11 protein-coding genes are annotated in these 16,120 nt (G+C 75.0%); 5 read left to right on the top strand and 6 right to left on the bottom strand.

Annotation, left to right across the window (positions count from 1 at the left end):
* Positions 1 to 4: 4 nt before the first annotated feature.
* The 4 genes from EKO23_RS25095 to wecB are packed head-to-tail and all read right to left on the bottom strand — an operon-like array spanning position 5 to position 6,856.
* Entirely contained in the window at positions 5 to 1,747 is a 1,743-nt protein-coding gene (locus EKO23_RS25095; protein ID WP_167880330.1) for a glycosyltransferase family A protein, read from the bottom strand.
* A complete protein-coding gene (locus EKO23_RS05185; RefSeq protein WP_134714774.1) occupies positions 1,744 to 3,915 on the bottom strand; it encodes an acyltransferase family protein in 2,172 nt (723 codons plus the stop codon). Before EKO23_RS05185 ends, EKO23_RS25095 begins: the two co-directional genes overlap by 4 nt.
* On the bottom strand, positions 3,912 to 5,753 hold the full coding sequence (locus tag EKO23_RS05180; RefSeq protein WP_134714772.1) for a glycosyltransferase family protein: 1,842 nt from the start codon (positions 5,751 to 5,753) through the stop codon (positions 3,912 to 3,914). Before EKO23_RS05180 ends, EKO23_RS05185 begins: the two co-directional genes overlap by 4 nt.
* Entirely contained in the window at positions 5,750 to 6,856 is a 1,107-nt protein-coding gene (gene wecB, locus EKO23_RS05175; protein WP_134714770.1) for a non-hydrolyzing UDP-N-acetylglucosamine 2-epimerase, read from the bottom strand. Before wecB ends, EKO23_RS05180 begins: the two co-directional genes overlap by 4 nt.
* 184 nt (positions 6,857 to 7,040) lie before the next feature.
* Between wecB and EKO23_RS25785 the strand changes: the two genes are divergently transcribed.
* From EKO23_RS25785 to EKO23_RS05155, 4 genes are read left to right on the top strand one after another with little or no spacing between them, the layout of a single operon-like run.
* The gene (locus tag EKO23_RS25785; RefSeq protein WP_134714768.1) at positions 7,041 to 9,917 is read left to right on the top strand and encodes a nucleotide sugar dehydrogenase; all 2,877 of its coding nucleotides are present in this window, start codon (positions 7,041 to 7,043) and stop codon (positions 9,915 to 9,917) included.
* Positions 9,914 to 10,801, top strand: a complete 888-nt coding sequence (locus EKO23_RS26060; protein ID WP_134714766.1) for an ABC transporter permease — start codon at positions 9,914 to 9,916, stop codon at positions 10,799 to 10,801. Before EKO23_RS25785 ends, EKO23_RS26060 begins: the two co-directional genes overlap by 4 nt.
* Positions 10,794 to 11,576, top strand: coding sequence for an ABC transporter ATP-binding protein (locus tag EKO23_RS05160; protein WP_246050912.1), 783 nt, complete (start codon positions 10,794 to 10,796; stop codon positions 11,574 to 11,576). The genes EKO23_RS26060 and EKO23_RS05160 overlap by 8 nt, the downstream gene beginning before the upstream one ends.
* Positions 11,573 to 12,694 carry a glycosyltransferase gene (locus tag EKO23_RS05155; protein WP_134714762.1) on the top strand — a complete coding sequence of 374 codons (1,122 nt, stop codon included), beginning with the start codon at positions 11,573 to 11,575 and terminating at the stop codon, positions 12,692 to 12,694. Before EKO23_RS05160 ends, EKO23_RS05155 begins: the two co-directional genes overlap by 4 nt.
* Here the strand turns inward: EKO23_RS05155 and EKO23_RS05150 are convergent.
* Together EKO23_RS05150 and EKO23_RS05145 are read right to left on the bottom strand one after the other, a co-directional pair.
* Positions 12,665 to 13,642, bottom strand: coding sequence for a glycosyltransferase family 2 protein (locus EKO23_RS05150; protein WP_425464382.1), 978 nt, complete (start codon positions 13,640 to 13,642; stop codon positions 12,665 to 12,667). The genes EKO23_RS05155 and EKO23_RS05150 overlap by 30 nt on opposite strands.
* A 71-nt stretch (positions 13,643 to 13,713) precedes the next feature.
* A complete protein-coding gene (locus tag EKO23_RS05145; protein WP_134714758.1) occupies positions 13,714 to 15,042 on the bottom strand; it encodes a UDP-glucose dehydrogenase family protein in 1,329 nt (442 codons plus the stop codon).
* Positions 15,043 to 15,232: 190 nt separating this feature from the next.
* On the opposite strand from EKO23_RS05145, the gene EKO23_RS05140 reads away from it, so the two are divergent.
* A complete protein-coding gene (locus EKO23_RS05140; RefSeq protein WP_134714756.1) occupies positions 15,233 to 16,099 on the top strand; it encodes a universal stress protein in 867 nt (288 codons plus the stop codon).
* The last annotated feature ends 21 nt before the right edge of the window (positions 16,100 to 16,120 follow it).

Raw genomic sequence — 16,120 nt, 5'->3', positions numbered from 1 at the left:
GGGGTCAGACCTCCACGTGGGTTCGAGGGTCGCCGAAGAAGGCCAGGCGGCCGGTGGCGGTGAGGAACTGGTCGTCGGCGACCTGCCAGGTGTGCGCCGTCCGGTCGTCGCCGCGGACGCTCACGTAGTTGAACCGGTCGGCCGACCAGATCTTCACGCCCTGCGCGATCGCCCGGTCGAGGATGTCGCTGTCGACGGCGCGCGGGATGTCCGAGAAGCGGAGCCGGCGCACCACTTCACCGTCGAACAGCATCGAGCCGCCCTGCACCCGGCGCTGGTAGCTGTGCTCCGCGTCGGCGTACCGCAGCACCACCGCGTCGTTCGCGCGGAGCCACACGTAGTGGGCCGCCTTGCCCACGATCCCGGCGCCGCTCGTGTCGACGGACGCGACCAGGTCGGTGAGGTAGTGCGTGCCGTAGTGGTTGTCGTCGTCCATCTTGGCGACGAGGTCGCCGCCGGCTGCGTCGACGCCCAGGTTCATGCAGGCGCCGAGGGTGAGGGTCGGTGCCGCCTCGACGAGGACCAGGCCGGGCACGCCGGCGTCGCGGGCGCGGGCCCGCAGGTCCGCGTGGTCGACGTCGAGCCCGTGCAGGACGAGCACCAGCTCGGTGTCACGGTGGCTCTGCCGGCCGACGTTGGCGAGGACGTTGTCGATCTCGTGCGCGCGCCGGGTCGGCACGACGGCGCTCACGGCGCGGCTGCGCGGTGGCGTCGGGATCCCGGCCCCGCCGAGCAGCTCGGCCACCCGCCGGTCCAGCCCGTGCCGGTGCACCAGCGCCCGGTGCAGACGCCGGGCCTCGCGGTCGCGGAGCTCGGGCTGCTCCAGCCGGGCCACGACCGCGGCCCGGAGCGCGGCGGCGTCGCCGCCGGTGGCCGGGGTGACCCCCTCGGGGAGCGGCCAGCCGGCCGGGGTGACCACGGCGGTCTGCACGGCGGCGGACTCCAGCACGGTCCAGGTGTCGTCCGGGTGGGTGCGGACGCCGTCCACCACGACCGCCGCCGCGGCCAGCCCGGGGACGACATCCTCCGGCGTGGTCGCGGTGGCCGCGGCCGAGAGCACCCGCGGCAGCGGGGCGCCCGGGTCGGTGCGGTGGACCAGCAGGCGGTCCCGGACGGAGCGCAGCGCGGCGGCCACGACCGTTGACACGGTGCCGGCCAGCGCCGGCGGGACCGGCCCGTCGACGACCAGCGCGACCCCCTCCCGCGGGCCGGTGCCGGGGGGCCGCCGGGTGGACGCCCCGGGAGCCAGCAGCCCGGCGGACGGCGCCACCGTCCGCCAGGCCGCGAGCGCCGCCGGGTCGGCCACGAGCACGGCGGTCGCGGACCGGACGAGGTCCGCCACGTCGTCGGACGGGCCGCCGGAGGTCGCCCAGAGCACAAGGGGCGCGGTGCCGCCGGGCGGCAGCGGCGCACGGGGCACCGGGATCGCGCCGTCGCGGACCTCGACCAGCACCAGGTCGACCGTGCCCGGCGCGGGCCAGGCGTCCGGCGCCAGCGCGGAGGTCGGGAGCTCGAGCGCGAGCCCGGCGGCCAGCCGCGGGCCGACCGCCACCGCCGCGAGCACGTCCACCCGGGCCGGGAGCCGCCGGGGCGGCCGGGCCCAGTCCGGGGAGGGCTCGGGGGTCCTCGGCAGCAGCGTGCGGGCCGTCCGTCGCAGGCGGGCGGCGGCCCGGTCGCGCCGGCGGCGCGCGGGGCGCCGGGCGGAGGCGGGGACGTCGGATACGAAGGCGGACAGTGAGGTGGTCATGCCGGCAGCCCCGCCTCGAGCAGCGCCTTCTCCAGCCGTGGCGCCAGCGTCTCGACGTACGTCTTGGTCAGGTGGGACCCCTGGCGGTAGATCAGCACGTTGCCGATGACCGGCGGGCACGCGCTGCTCGGGCAGATCCAGTCGACCAGGTCGAGGTAGTAGAGCGGTCCGGCGTCGCGGCGCGGCGCCTTCCCGTCGGTCAGGTCCACGGCACCGAGCGCGCCGGCGGCCCGCTTCTGCACGGGGGCGCCGCTGCCGGCGATCCCCTTGGCCCGGTCGTAGGTGCACCGGGTCAGCTCGTCAGGGTGCTCGGAGACGCAGGCGTAGACCTGCTGGAAGGTCTGCGGGGTGTCTGCGAGCACCAGCACCTTGCTGCCCGAGTCGGTCAGTCGGCGCCACATGTCACCGAGCCCGGTCACCATCGCGTCCTCGCTCAGGTCGAGCTCGCCGTCGGACTCGCCGACGATCCCGGAGTCGCGCTGGCCCGCGGTGAGCACGAGGTCGGGCCGGTCCTTCGTGGTGAGCCGGTCCAGGACGTTGCGCCCCCACGCGGTGCACGAGGCGTACGGCGCGCCGTCCAGCGAGATCTCGGCCGCGCTGAACTGGCAGGCGGACTTGGTGTAGGTCACCACCCGCCAGTCGTGCTCACGGGCCAGGATCTCCAGCGCCGGGACCCACTGCGCTGCCTTGGAGTCGCCGACCACCGCGATCGTGGTGCCCGCGTCCTTCGGGCCGTAGCTGCACGAGACCGGGTCGGAGGACGTCGTCGACACCTGGCACCCGTCGGCGTACAGGCCGGGGACGTCTTCGGGCGCCTTCACCGGGTCGGGCGTGATGCCGCCCGACACCCGGTCGACGGGCTTGCCGGCGCGATCGGCGGTGGGGGCCGAGGACAGCACGGCGGCGCCCTGCGCGTTCGCCGGCACGCCGGTCGAGGTCGCGCCGACGGCGACCACCAGGGCGAGCCCGGCGGCGACGCCGAGCAGCGTGAAGTTGAGCCCCAGGCTCAGGGCCGCGCGTGGAGACCGGGACAGGCTGCGGGCGTTGCGGATGGGGTTCTCGACCAGGTGGAAGCTGAGCCAGGCCGGAACCACGCAGAGCACCACGATGAGCAGGCCGGTGGTCACCGAGATCCCGCCGAAGTGCTCGCGGGCGACGATCAGCAGCGGCCAGTGCCAGAGGTAGAGCGAGTAGGTGAGGTAGCCCAGGAACTGCATGAAGCCGTTCTTCAGGATGCTGACCGGGCCGAACCGGCCGGCGGCGTCGCCGCCGGCGATGAACAGGGCGGTGCCGACCGTCGGCACCAGCGCGTAGGCGCCGGGCCAGGTGGTCTCCGCCGTGTAGATGCGGGCCGCCAGCAGGATCAGCGCCAGCCCGGCCCAGGCGAGCGCGAGCGCGACCGGGCGCGGCAGCCGGGCGGCCCGGGTGGCGAGCACGGCCACCACCGCGCCGACCGTGAACTCCCAGACCCGGGTGGTGGTCACGAAGTAGGCCCGCTCCGGGTTGGCCGAGGCCTGGTGCACGGCCCAGAGCAGCGACGGTACGGCGACCAGGGCGAGGCCGGCGAGCACGGTGAGGTCGCGCCGGACCCGGAGCCGCCGGGCCAGCCAGTCCGCCCCGATCAGCAGCAGCGGCCAGAAGACGTAGAACTGCTCCTCGACGGCCAGCGACCAGAAGTGCTGGACCGCGGACGGCGGCACGTCCTCGGCGAGGTAGTCGACCGAGCGGTCGGCCAGCCGCCAGTTCACGAAGTAGAGCGCGGACGCCACGATGTCCCCGCCGGTGGTCTCCCAGCGGATCCGCGGAACCCAGAGCCACAGCATCACCGAGGTGGCCACCAGCACGACTGCGGAGGCCGGCAGCAGCCGCTTGGCGCGGCGCGCGTAGAACGCCAGCAGGGAGATCCGGCCGGAGCGGTCCACCTCCTTCAGCAGCTGGCCGGTGATCACGAAGCCGGAGATCACGAAGAAGACGTCGACGCCGACGAAGCCGCCCGGGAACAGCATCAGCCCCGCGTGGTAGGGCAGGACGAGCAGCGTCGCGATGGCGCGCAGCCCCTCGATGTCGACGCGGATCCGCGAGTTCCCGCGGGTGTTCGCGGACCGCCGGCGCCCGGGGGCGGCACCGGCCGGAGCGGGGGTGGTCCGGGTGTCGAGCAGCGTCATCATGCCTCCGAGTGGGTCAGGGGGTCGCCGTAGAAGAGCAGCCGCGAGGAGCGGGCCATGAGCTCCTTCTCCGGGATGGGCCAGGTGTGCGTCCCGGTGTCGGCGCGGCGCACCGAGACGAAGTTGAAGCGGTCCGCCGAGTAGACGGTTCCACCGGACCGGCGCACCCGTGCGAGGAAGGTGGTGTCGACCCGGCGGGGAAGGTCGTCGAAGCCGAGGTCCGCGGCCAGGTCCCGCCGGAGCAGGAGGGTGCCACCCTGCACGAGGTCGGTGAAGCGGTGCTCGTGCCCGGCGAACCGCAACAGGGTGGCCCCGGTCGACTCGAGGTGGACCAGGTGCGCCCACTTGCCGGCGACGTCCGCCCCCGAGAAGTCCCGGGCACGGACCAGGTCGGAGAGGTAGTGGCGTCCGTAGTGGTTGTCGTCGTCGACCTTCGCGACCAGGTCGCCGTCGGAGGCCGCCACCCCGAGGTTCATGCAGGCACCCAGCGTCAGGTCGCGCGCCGCCGGCCGGACCACGAGGTCGTCGATGCCGGCGTCGCGGGCCTGCCGGCCGAGGTCCGCAGGGGCGTCGTGCCCGTGCAGCACCAGCACGAGCTGGACGTGGCGGTGGGTCTGCGCCCCCACGGTGCGGAGAACCTCGGCGAGCCGGTCCGGGCGCATGGTCGGCACGACCACCGAGACCGTCGCGGCGTCGGCGGTCGCAGCCGGTGCGGTCACGCCGACCGAGCGCAGGACGTGCTCGACCCGATGGCCGTAGAGGTGCTCGTCGTGGACCCGGCGGTGGGCCCGGAGCGCCAGCCGTTCCCGGTGCTCGGGGTGCCGGAGCAGCAGGTCGAGCGCGAGCCGGGCCTCGTCGGCGTCGCCGGCCACCTCGACCGTGTCGCCGAAGAACGGCTCGATGCTCTCGGCCGGCGCGGTCACGACGGCGGTCTGGGCAGCGGACAGCTCGAAGAGCCGGCGGCTGCACATCGTCTTGCTGGTGGTCACCGAGTTGACGTTGAGGAACACCTTGTACGCCGTGTAGGCGGCCAGCATCCGCTCGTAGGGCAGCGACCCGACGACGTACCGGCGGAACCGGGCGGGGAACCGGTAGCGGGCGTCGCCGGTCTCCATGCGCGACCAGATGTGCAGCCCTCCGTCGCGGGCGGCGCCGAGGAGGTAGTCCAGCTGCCGCCGGCGGTCGTCGTGCTTGTCGGCGAACCAGGTCCCGGCGAACGCGACGTCGAGCTCGCGGGCGCGGCCGCGCCGAACCGGGTTGTGCAGGCGCGGCTGGGCGGCGAACGGCAGCAGGTCGACCCGGTCGTGTCCGAGGTCCGCGCGGTAGGCAGGGATCCGGTCGGCGTCGACGGTGAACACCTGGTCGAAGAGCCGGGCGGTCGCGACGAAGCGCACGTAGCCGGGCGGGTCCTCCTTGTTCCAGAAAACCGTCGGGATCCCCCGGTGGCGGCACCAGGAGACCAGCGCGCGCAGCTCGGCGCTTGGCGCCCCGTCGGCGGTCAGGTGCAGGCGCCAGCGCCCGCCGTTGCCCTGCCAGGCGGACTCCACGAACAGCAGGTCCGGCGGGTCCGTCTCGAGCACCTCCCGCCAGTCGTCGGGCCCGAAGGTGACCTGGTGCCACTCGTAGCGGAAGGCCAGCTCGGAGAAGGTGTCGAGGAGGACCGCGACCCGGATCGGCCGGCGTGGCGGCACGTCGGGCAGGGGGACCTCCGGAAGGTCCGGACGGGTGCGCCGCGTGCGCGCCGCGAGGCGGAGCCTGCGGAGGTCGTCGCGGCGCGCGCGCAGGGCGGCGCGCGCCCGGGCGGGCAGCGCGCCGCCGGGACGCCTCGACGTCGACCTCATCGGAGGAACCCAGTCAGGACGTCGGCGATCCGGGGACCGGCCTTCCCGTCCCACAGCGGCGGGGCCGGGTGCTCCCCGGCCGGCGTCCCGAGGACCTCCCGGACGGTGTCGGGCAGGTCCTCCCGGGAGACGAGGCGGTTGGTGCCGTGAGTGATCGTGACCGGCCGCTCGGTGTTGGCACGCAGGGTGAGGCACGGGACCCCGAGCACGGTGGTCTCCTCCTGCACGCCCCCGGAGTCGGTCACGACCAGCTCCGAGCCACGCACCAGGCTCAGGAACTCGACGTACCCCTGTGGCTCGACCACCCGCACCGCAGGGTGCCGGCCGAGCCCGGCCTCCTCGAGCCGGGCCCGGCCGCGCGGATGCAGGGGCAGGACAAGGGGGACCTGGTCCGCGACCTCGTGCAGCCCGGCCACCAGGGCGGCCGCGTCCTCCGTCGCGTCCACGTTCGCCGGTCGGTGCAGGGTGGCGACGGCGTAGGGACCGGACAGGGCGTGCCGCTTGCGCGCCCGGTCGGCGTCGAACCGGTCGAGGTTGGCCAGCAGCGTGTCGATCATCGGGTTGCCGGTGAAGTGGATCCGGTCGGCGGGGATGCCCTCGTTCCCGAGGTGCGCGACCGCGTCCGGGCTGGTGGCGAAGAGCAGGTCACTGAGCCGGTCGGTCACCAGGCGGTTCACCTCCTCCGGCATCGTGGTGTCGAAGGAGCGCAGGCCCGCCTCGACGTGCGCGACCGGGATCTGCAGCTTGGCGGCGACCAGGGCGGCGGCGAGCGTCGAGTTCACGTCGCCGTACACCACGACGACGCGGGGCGGCGCGGCCGTGAACAGCTCCTCCAGGGCCACCATCGCGGCTGCCGTCTGCGTCGCCTGGCTCCCGGAGCCGACACCGAGGTCGACGTCCGGCTCGGGCAGGCCGAGCTGACGGAAGAACACCTCGGACATCCGCTCGTCGTAGTGCTGGCCGGTGTGGACGAGGCGCTGGTCCACGCCGGCCCGGGCCAGGGCTGCCACCACGGGGGCGGCCTTCGGGAAGTTCGGCCGCGCCCCGGTGACGTGCACGACCGCCGGCGCCTCTCCGGTCGGTCGCGTGGCGCTGCGTGACATGGGGATTCCTCACTCGGTCTCAACGGGATCTCTGCGGGGGTCTCGACGGGGGTCTCGACGGAGCCGCGGCGGGCGCCGCCGACACGTCGGAGGGCCTGCGCACCGGGCGGCTGCCCGACGGGTACATTATCTCTAGTAAGTCAGTAGATTAACGAGACACGCCACGCGAGACAGGAGCACCCCCGTGTCCCCTCGGTCCTCCGCCGTCGCGGACGCCCTCCGGCAGGCGCCGCGGCTGCCGCGGAACTCGGTCGTCGCCGCCTCCGCGGTCCGCCGGCTCGTCGCCCGCCGCGGCGGCGTCGCGCCCGGCGCGCTGCAGGACGCGCTGGCCGCCCTGGCCGCCGGCGAGCTGTCCACGGCGCTGGCCGCCGCCGGTGCCGTGCGGGGTCCGCGCGGCCGGCTGCTCGCGGCGTACGTCGCGGGTGAGCTCGGCGCGCTCAGCCCGGACGCCGGCGCCCCGCAGGACCGTGCCGGCCGGGACGCCCTCCGGGGCCTCCCCGACGGCCGGCCCCTGCGGGTGCTGCACCTGGCCACCAACACCCTGCCGGAGGTGGTCGCGGGCTACACCGTCCGCACCCAGGGCATCGTGCGCGCACAACGGGGCGCCGGCATCGACGCCCACGTCGCGACCCGGCTCGGCTTTCCCGCGGCGCGCGGCCACCTCGGAGCCCCCGCCCGGACCGAGGTGGACGGCGTCCCCTACCACCGCACCCTCGGCGTGGTCCCGCTCCGTGCAGACGCGGCCCTGGCCCGGGACGTCGTCCGGTCCGCCCGCCTCGTCGAACGGCTCCGCCCCGACGTCCTGCACGCGCACAGCGCCCACCCCAACGGCCAGGTCGCGATCGCGCTCGGCCGCCGGTACGGCGTCCCGGTGGTCTACGAGGTCCGCGGCTTCGTCGAGGAGACCCGGCGGTCGGCGGACGGGGAGCAGCGCCGCTCGGAGGCCTGGCGGCTGGCCCGGCGCACCGAGACCTGGTGCATGCGCGAGGCCGACGCCGTGGTCACCCTCGCGACGACGATGCGGGACGAGGTCGTCGCCCGCGGGATCGACCCGGTCGCCGTGACGGTCTCCCCCAACGCCGTCCCGGACGCCTTCCTGGCCGACGACCTCGAACCGGTCGCCTGGCCCGGCCGGGCCACCGGCGAGGTGATCGTCGGCGTGGTCGGGACCCTCAACCACTACGAGGGCATCGACGTCCTGGTCCGGGCGGTCGCCCGGGTCCCCGGCGTCCGGCTCCTCGTGGTCGGCGACGGCCCGGCCCGGACCGACCTCGAGACCGCCTCGCGCGGCCTGCCGGTCACCTTCGTCGGCCGCGTGCCGGCCGCGGAGGTCGCCCGCTGGCACGCGGCGATCGACGTCTACTGCGTCCCGCGCCTCGACCTCCCCGTCACCCGCCTGGTCCCGCCGCTCAAGCCGGTCGAGGCAATGGCGGTGGGCCGCCCCGTCGTGGCCTCGGACCTGCCGCCGCTCCGCGAGCTGGTCGGTCACGAGGAGACCGGCCTGCTGGTGCCCCCCGGCGACGCCGACGCCCTCGCCGGCGCCCTGCGCCGGCTCGCCGGCGACCCCGGGCTCCGGCACCGGCTCGGCGCCCGCGGCCGCGCCGTGGTGGCCGGGACCCGCACCTGGTCGGCCGCCGCCGACCGGTACGCCGACCTCTACGCGCGCCTGCTGGCGCCCGCCCAGCGCGACACCCCGGAGCGGACCGACCGGTCCGCACCGACCGACCGTCCCCGACCAAGGAGCCACCGCATGACCCGCACCGACACCCGCACCACCGGAGACCCGGCCGAGGCCTTCCCTGTCGACGTCGACCTGGTGGTGCTCGGCCTCGGGTACGTCGGGATGCCGCTGGCCGGTGAGGCGGCGCGCGCCGGCCTCCGCGTCGTCGGGTACGACGTCTCCCGGGCCACCGTCGACTCGCTCAACGCCGGCCGGTCGCACATCGACGACCTCGGCGACGACGACGTGCAGGCCATGCTCGACGGCGGCTTCCGCGCGACCACCGACCCCGAGGTGCTGACCCGCGCCGACGTCGCGGTCGTGTGCGTCCCGACGCCACTGTCCAAGGACGGCGGCCCGGACCTCGGGCCGGTCCGCAAGGCGATGACCACCGTGGCCGCCCACCTCCACCCGGACCAGCTCGTGGTGCTGGAGTCCACGACGTACCCGGGCACCACCGACGAGGTGGTGCGCCCGATCCTGGAGTCCGCCTCGGGCCTGACCGCCGGCACCGACTTCGCACTCGCGTTCTCCCCGGAGCGGATCGACCCGGGCAACCCCGAGTTCGGCCTGCGCAACACCCCGAAGGTGGTCGGCGGGCACACCCCCGGGTGCACGGCCCGGGCGTCCGCGTTCTACGGCAAGCTCGTCGAGCAGGTCGTCGAGGCGGCCGGCACCGCCGAGGCCGAGACCGCGAAGCTCCTCGAGAACACCTACCGCCACATCAACATCGCGCTGGTCAACGAGATGGCCCGGTTCTGCCACGAGCTCGGGGTCGACCTGTGGGACGTGATCCGCTGCGCCTCGACCAAGCCGTTCGGGTTCCAGGCGTTCTTCCCCGGGCCCGGCGTCGGCGGGCACTGCATCCCGATCGACCCCAACTACCTGTCCCACAGCGTCCGGGCCCGGCTCGGCTACCCGTTCCGCTTCGTGGAGCTGGCCCAGGAGATCAACGCCACCATGCCGGCGTACGTCGCCCGCCGCGCGCAGAACCTGCTCAACGAGGCCGGCCTGGCCACCCAGGGCGCCCGGGTGCTGCTGCTCGGCGTCACCTACAAGCCCGACATCACCGACCAGCGCGAGTCGCCGGCCGTCCCGCTGGCCCGCCAACTCGCGATGCTCGGCGCCGAGGTGCGCTACCACGACCCGCACGTGCCCGTCTGGGACGCCGGCATCCCGGTCGCCCGGGTCGTCGACCTCGACGCCGGGGTGCCCGAGGCCGACCTCGTGGTCCTGGTCCAGAACCACGCGACGTACGACGTCGACGCGCTGGCGCGGGCGTCCTCGCTGTTCCTCGACACCCGCGGCGTGACCACCGGCCCGGAGGCGAGCCGGCTGTGACGGTCACCGACCACCGGGCGCCCGCGGAGGGACGTTCCGAGACCGCGGCGGAGCTCGCCGCCCGGCACGGGCTGACCCGCAGCGGCGCCCGACCCTCGCTCTCGCGCTACCTGGCGGACGTGTGGTCGCGCCGGCACTTCGCGATCAGCCTGGCCGGAGCCCGCGCCTACGCCAGCAACCAGGTCAGCTACCTCGGTCAGCTCTGGGCGGTGCTCACGCCGATGCTGTGGGCGGGCGTCTACCTCTTCGTGTTCGGCCACGTCCTGGACACCTCCCGCGGCGTGGACAACTTCGCCGCGTTCCTGGTGATCGGCGTCTTCCTGTTCCGGTTCACCTCCACGTCGCTCTCCGCCGGCGCCAGCTCGGTCATCCGCAACCAGTCGCTGGTCAGCACGCTGCGGTTCCCGCGCGCGCTGCTCCCGGTGTCGGTCGTCCTCGCCGAGCTGCTGACCCTCCTTCCGGCGCTGGTCGTCCTGCTCGGCGTGGTGCTGCTGACCGGCGAGCCGCCGGCCTGGAGCTGGCTGCTGCTGCCGGTCGCGGTGCTGCTGCAGTCGGTGTTCGGCACCGGTCTCGCGCTCGGGACGGCCCGGATGGTCTCCCAGGTCCGGGACGTCGCCAACATCGTGCCGTTCGTCACCCGGGCCCTGATGTATGTCTCCGGGGTCTTCTTCTCGATCGAGCACTACGCCGGGCCCGGGGGGCTCGGCGCCGCGCTCGCACACCAGCCGGTCGCCGTCTACCTCGAGCTGGCCCGCGGCTGCCTGCTCCAGGGCATCCACCTCACGGCCTCGACCTGGCTGTGGGCGACCGGCTGGGCGCTCGGTGCGCTGCTGGTCGGGGTCGTGTGGTTCTGGAACGGCGAGGAGGGATACGGACGTGACTGAGCAGGGCACCGAGCGGACCGGGCCGTCAGTGGTCGTCGACGACCTGCACGTCTCCTACCGGACCTACGGCGGCCGGCGTACGACCGAGCCGGGGTCCGGGCGCCGGTTCACCCTGCGCCGGCACGTCGCCGCGGTGGACCGGGTGCACGCGGTGACGGGCGTCTCGTTCGTGGCGCACCACGGCGAGTCGATCGGCGTGATCGGCCACAACGGGTCCGGCAAGAGCACGCTCCTGCGCGCGGTCGCCGGCCTGGTGCCGCCCTCCTCCGGCGGCGTGTACGCGGCGGGGACGCCGTCCCTGCTCGGCGTCGGTGGGGTCCTGGTGAAGGAGCTGAGCGGCGAACGCAACATCGTGCTGGGCTCGCTGGCCCTCGGCCTCAGCCCGACGGAGGTCCGGGAGCGCTTCGACGCCATCGTCGACTTCGCCGGGATCGGCGACTTCGTCCAGCTCCCGATGAGCGCGTACTCCTCGGGGATGTCGGCCCGGCTCCGCTTCGCGATCTCCACCGCGACCTCCCCCGACGTGCTCCTGGTCGACGAGGCCCTGGCCACCGGCGACGCGGAGTTCAAGCAGCGCAGCCGGGAGCGGATCCGCGAGATCGTCGGGAACGCGGGAACCGTGCTGCTGGTGAGCCACTCGATGTCGACGATCCAGCAGACGTGCGACCGGGTCCTGTGGATGGACCGCGGCGTGCTCCGCATGGACGGGCCGACCGACGAGGTGGTCGCGGCGTACAGCGAGTCGGTGGCCCAGCCCGACCAGGAGCGGCGGTGAGGGCACTGGTCCTCACCGTCGTCCACCACCCCGACGACGCCAGGATCCGGCACCGCCAGGTCGCGGCGCTGCTCGCCGCGGGCTGGCAGGTCAGCTACGCCGCCCCGTTCTCTGGGTACGCCGTGACCCGCGCCCCCGAAGCCGGCCTGACCACGCTCGACGTGCCGCGGGCCCACGGACGGCACCGGGGCCGGGCCCTGCGCGCGGCCCGGTCGCTGCTCCGGGAGCGGGCGGCCGGCCACGACGTGGTGCTGGTGCACGACCCGGAGCTGCTGCTGGCCGTCCGCGGACTCCCGGTGCCGGTGGTCTGGGACGTCCACGAGGACACCGCGGCGGCGCTGCGGACCAAGCCATGGCTGCCACCCGCGGTCGTCCCGGTCGCGGCGGCCGCGGTACGACGGGCCGAGCGAGCCGCGGAGCGCCGGGTGCACCTGCTGCTGGCCGAGGACGCCTACCGCGACAGGTTCGCGGGACCGCACCCGGTGGTCCCGAACTGCGCGCACGTGCCCGCGACGGTGCGGCGGCCCGACGACCCGCGCGTGGTCTACGTCGGTCACCTGACCCGGGCCCGCGGGGCCGACGACCTGGTGGCCGCCGGCCGCGCACTCGCGGACACCGGCATCCGGGTCGAGCTGGTCGGCCACGCCGACGCAGAGGCCACCACGCTGCTCGCCCGGGCGCACGACCGCGGCGTGGTGGACTGGCGAGGCTTCCTGCCCTCGGCGCAGGCGATGGGCCGGGTGGCCGGCGCGACGGCCGGGCTCTCGCTGCTGCACGACGAGCCCAACTACCGCCACTCGCGTCCGACCAAGGTGCTGGAGTACCTCGCGCACGGCGTCCCCGCGCTCACCACGCCGCTGCCGCTGGCGGCGCGCACGGTCGAGGACTCCGGCGGCGGGGTCGTGGTGCCGTTCGGCGGGTCGGCCGAGGTGGGGGCCGCCACGGCCGACGCCGTGCGCCGGCTGGTCGGGGACCCCGACCGGCGCCGTGCGATGGGCGCGGCCGGCCATGCGTGGGCGCGGGCACACGTCGACTGGGCGCTCCATGCCCCCGGGTTCGTCCGGGCGATGACGGCGTACGCCGGTCGGTCAGCGCCGGATGTTGCGCAGGAAGCCTGATCCCCAGCTGAGGTGCATGGTCGCGGTCACCACCGGGAGCCACAGCCAGGACCGCGCCGCCAGCCCGCGCCCCATGCTCAGGCAGGCGCCGAGCAGGCCGGCGAGGTAGCCCGCCGGCGCCAGCCAGCCGACGTGCAGCCAGGCCCACCCCGACACCAGCGCTCCCAGCCCGAGCAGCACGCCGAGCACGATGCCGGCGGTGGCGACGGGGGCGGCGAGGTAGCGGAAGCTCGCGGTCTCCGGGTGGTGGTCGACGATCTGGCGCCGCCACCGGCCGGACGCGTGGAACTGCCGGGCGAGGGCCCGCAGGGTGCGGCGCGGGCGGTAGGTCACCGCGAGGTGCGGCGTGAACCAGACCGTCTCGCCGGCCCGCCGCAGGCGGTAGTTGAGCTCCCAGTCCTGGGCCCGCCGGAAGTGCTCGTCGAAGCCGCCGAGCCGGACCAGTGCCTCACGCCGGAACGCGCCGAGGTAGACGGTGCGCGCCGGGCCGGGCTCGCCGCCGACGTGGAACTTCGAGCCGCCGATCCCCAGCGGCGAGGACATCGCCCGCGCCACCGCGTGCCCGAACGCGTTGTCCCCCTCGACCCTCATCATCCCGCCGACGTTCGCGGCACCGGTGGCCTCGAGCAGCCGCACCACCTCGGTGAGGTAGCCCGGCGGCAGCAGCCCGTGCGCGTCGACGCGAACGACGTACGGGTGGCGGGAGGCGCGCACGGCGAGGTTCAGCGCCTCGGGCGTGCGGCCGGTCGGGTTCGGCAGCACCCGGACCCTCCGGTCCGTTGCGGCCAGCCGGCGGGCGATCTCCAGCGTCCGGTCCCGAGACGGCCCGACCGCGAGCACCACCTCGACCCGGCCGGCGTAGTGCTGGTCGAGCACCCGGCGGACGGACTGCTCGAGGTAACGCTCCTCGTTCAGCACCGGCATCACCACGGACACCGGTGTGGCCACGCGCGGACCCGCCGCCCCCGTGGCGGCGGGTCCGGCAGCGGGCCGGCTCTCGGGCTCGGGGAGGACGGTGCTCACGCCGCCCCCAGGGAGACGTAGTGCCATCCGGCCTCGCGCCAGCGGTCCCGGGGCAGGCAGTTGCGGGCGTCCACGACGAGCCGCCGGCCGACCACCTCGGCGTACGCGTGCGGGTCTGCGGCGCGGAACTCCGGCCACTCGGTCAGGTGGAGCACGACGTCGGCGTCGCGGCACGCCGTGACCGCGCTGTCGGCGTACTCCAGGTCCGGGGCGACTCGCGCCGCCGTGGTCGCGGCCACCGGGTCGTAGACGCGGACCAGGGCGCCGCGCTCGCGGAGTCGCTGCGCCACCTCGAGCGCCGGGGAGTCGCGTACGTCGTCCGAGTGCGGCTTGAAGGAGGCTCCGAGCGCCGCCACCCGGCGACCCTCGAGGCGGTGCTCCAGCAGCCCGGAGGCGAGCTCCACCACGCGGGTGCGACGGTCGCGGTTGACCCGGTCGACGTCGTCGAGGAACGACAGGGCGTCCACCCCGAGCTCCTCGGCCCGGGCCCGCAGGGCACGCACGTCCTTGGGCAGGCAGCCGCCGCCGAAGCCCAGGCCGGCGTCGAGGAACCGGCGGCCGATCCGGACGTCGTGGCCGAGCGCCTCGGCCAGCGTGGTCACGTTCGCCCCGGTCGCCGCGCACAGCTCGGCCATCGCGTTGATGAAGGAGATCTTGGTGGCGAGGAAGGCATTGGCGCCGGCCTTCACCAGCTCCGCCGTGGCCAGGTCGCTGACCACGACCGGGGTGCCGGCGGCGACCGCCTCGGCGTACACCCGGCGCAGGACCTGCTCCCCCGTCGGCCCGGCGACGCCGAGGACGATCCGGTCCGGGCGCAGCGTGTCGTCGACCGCGTGGCCCTCGCGCAGGAACTCCGGGTTCCAGGCGAGCTCGACGCCGGGCCCGGCGACCTCCTGGAGCCGGGTGGCCAGCCGGGCCGCGGTGCCCACGGGCACGGTGGACTTGCCGACCACCAGGGTCGGCCGGCGCGGGGGCCGCCCAGCCGCGCCGTCGGCCAGGACCCCGGCCAGGGCGTCGACCGCGGCGTCGAGGTGGCTAAGGTCGGCGCGCAGCCCGTCCGGCTGCTGGGGGGTGCCGACGCAGAGGAAATGGACGTCGGCCCCGGCGGCCGCCGCGACGTCGGTGGTGAACCGCAGCCGCCCGGACTCCGTGCCCTTCCGCAGCAGGGGCTCCAGCCCCGGCTCGTAGAACGGCGCCCGACCCGCGCCGAGCGCCGCCACCTTCGCCGCGTCGTGGTCGATGCCGACCACGTCGAAGCCGAGCTCCGCCAGCCCGGCCGCGTGCACGGCTCCGAGGTAGCCCGTCCCGATCACCGATACCTGCACTGCGACCCCTTCCGCACGACGTGTCGAGCGGGATCGTGGTGCGCCCGTCGACCTTTACTCAATAAATTCTACTTGATTAATACACTTAAGACCGACAGGGGTCCGCTCCGCGCGTCGCAGTGACTTTCGGCCCGGGCAGCCGGGCCCTCCGAGACTTCTCCCGCTCCCGGCGGTGGTGGACGCTTCTCGCATGGCGCCGAACCAGCATTCCGGCGCCGTCGTGGTGGGTGTCGACGGCTCGGACCACAGCGAGGGTGCAGTGCACACCGCCGCGGGCCTCGCTGCGCTGGAGGTCAGGCGGCTCGATGTCGTGCACGCCCCGACCCGGATCTCCGGGACCGTCCCCCACCACCTCGTCGAGACGCCTCCGGGAGGCGCGGAGGTCGCGATCCTCGACCACGCCCGCCAGATCGCGCTCGGGGTGGCCCCGGGCCTCGCGGTCAGCACCGAGATCGCCCGCGACGACCCGCGCACGGCGCTGGAGCACGCTTCCCGGACCGCCCGGGCCGTCGTCGTCGGATCGCGCGGGCTCGGTTCCGTGCGGAACCTGCTGCTCGGGTCCGTGGGGCTCCACGTCGCGCTGCACTCCCGCTGCCCGGCGCTGGTGGTGCGTCCCGTCGCCGGCCCGGGGGACGAGGGGCCCCGTCGTATCGTCGTGGGGACCAGCGGCACCGGGACGTCGGCCGCTGCGATGGAGTTCGCCTACGCGCGCGCCGCCCTGCTCGGCCTGTCGCTCAGGGTCGTGTACTGCGTCGACTTCCACCACGGGCTGACCGGGATGACCGACCGGGACCTGGAAGGACTGCTGCTGGGCCGCCGGGCGGTCACCGAGGGAGTGGCCGGGCTGAGGACGACGTACCCGGACGTGGACGTGGACTTCGAGCTGGGCCGGGGCCCGGCGGTCGAGTGCCTGGCTCGCGCGTCAGCACACGCCGGGATGCTGGTGGTGGGCGCCCCGCCCCGCACCGGGATCGCCGCGCGCCCGGTGGACCCGGTGACCCGGGGGGTGGTCGAGCATGCCCGGTGCACGGTGGCCGTGGTGCCCGGCTCCTCCTGACCTGCGCCGAGCCCGCTCGTG

Source organism: Nocardioides guangzhouensis (assembly GCF_004519545.1).
Classification (GTDB): Bacteria; Actinomycetota; Actinomycetes; order Propionibacteriales; family Nocardioidaceae; genus Nocardioides; species Nocardioides guangzhouensis.
Note: the sequence above shows the minus strand (reverse complement) of the source record. Positions and strands in the feature narration are given on the sequence as shown.